Here is a 1199-nt window from a genome sequence, read left to right as displayed (position 1 = left end):
TTGTCATCGATGTTCGGCCCTTCGCTGACGACTTCCCGTCCGTTAATGACTTTTGTCGTATAGCTACTATGGCCTCTGCTGACTTCTGTCCAATCACCACGCGGAGTTGCCTCTGCTGGCGCTATTGGTTGCCATCGGGTTTGCTCGATCAGGGTGATGAGCCCTGCTCGCCGAGCCTGTTGTAACCAGTGGCTGAGAACTGGGAATTACCAATCGCATGTTGAACAGATCTCCCCGAATAAGGACATGAACTTTCAGTGCACAACCGCCGCATTTACCGTGTCTCACGAACCTGAGGGCTTCGTAATCTTTGGCTCACTCGCCCAGAGACTCAGCCTTGTATGCGATTTCTGTCCGTCGGCTCGCACCTTTGCACTCAGACTGCCTCCGCACAGGCCCTCGCGGGACTGCACTTGCCTTAAGCTAGTGGTTGTCATCAGCAGGCGTCTTTACCGCCAGTCAAATGTAGGTTCTCCCACAGGGGACTTTCACCCCATCAGTTCATGCCCATGCCGGGCGTACCAAGTAAATCCAGGTGACGCCTACGGTGCACCTGATTTAGACGCTACATGGCTAAATCCAACATATGAGTAAACTTGCAGTATTTTCAGATATTCATAGCAATGTATGGGCTTTGGAAGCCGTGCTATTGGATGCAAAACAAAAAAGTGTAGATGGTCTTATAAATCTTGGAGATATTCTGTATGGCCCATTGGCTCCAAGAGAAACTTATGATCTTCTACAAACAGAAGAAATAATAACAATCAAGGGGAATCAGGATCGTCAGATTTATGAAGCTACAGATTCTGAAATATCTTCAAATCCGACAATGCAATTTATCCTTTCAGAGCTGGGCAACGATCCGCTTAAATGGATGAAAGAATTACCTGCAACAAAATCTCTGGAAAGCGGTCTCTTTCTCTGTCATGGAACACCAGATAATGACTTGGTTTATATGCTTGAGGATGTTTCTGAAGGTTGTGCAAAAGTAAGGCCAGAGTCAGAGATTTTAGATCTCACAGCTGGAGTTGAAGAAAAAGTTATTCTATGTGGTCACACTCATATCCCACGTACAGTACAACTCAGTAATAGTACACTTGTCATAAATCCTGGAAGTGTTGGCTTGCCTGCTTATTTTGACGATGAGCCAATTCCTCACAAAATGGAAAACTATTCAAATTTAGCTTCATACTGCATAA

Annotated in this window: 2 protein-coding genes; both read left to right on the top strand. The window is 45.7% G+C overall.

Features of this window, described 5'->3' with window-relative positions; all coding sequences use genetic code 11:
- A partial coding sequence (locus tag ACO6V1_RS24070) for a hypothetical protein (RefSeq protein ID WP_422469150.1) occupies nt 1-185 on the top strand: 185 nt, incomplete at its 5' end.
- 401 nt (nt 186-586) lie between these two features.
- A partial coding sequence (locus tag ACO6V1_RS24065) for a metallophosphoesterase family protein (RefSeq protein ID WP_422469148.1) occupies nt 587-1199 on the top strand: 613 nt, incomplete at its 3' end.

This window comes from Endozoicomonas sp. ALC013 (assembly GCF_049310205.1).
Lineage (GTDB): Bacteria > Pseudomonadota > Gammaproteobacteria > Pseudomonadales > Endozoicomonadaceae > Endozoicomonas.
The sequence above is the reverse complement of the archived record's forward strand: the minus strand, read 5'-3'. Positions and strand labels throughout refer to the sequence as shown.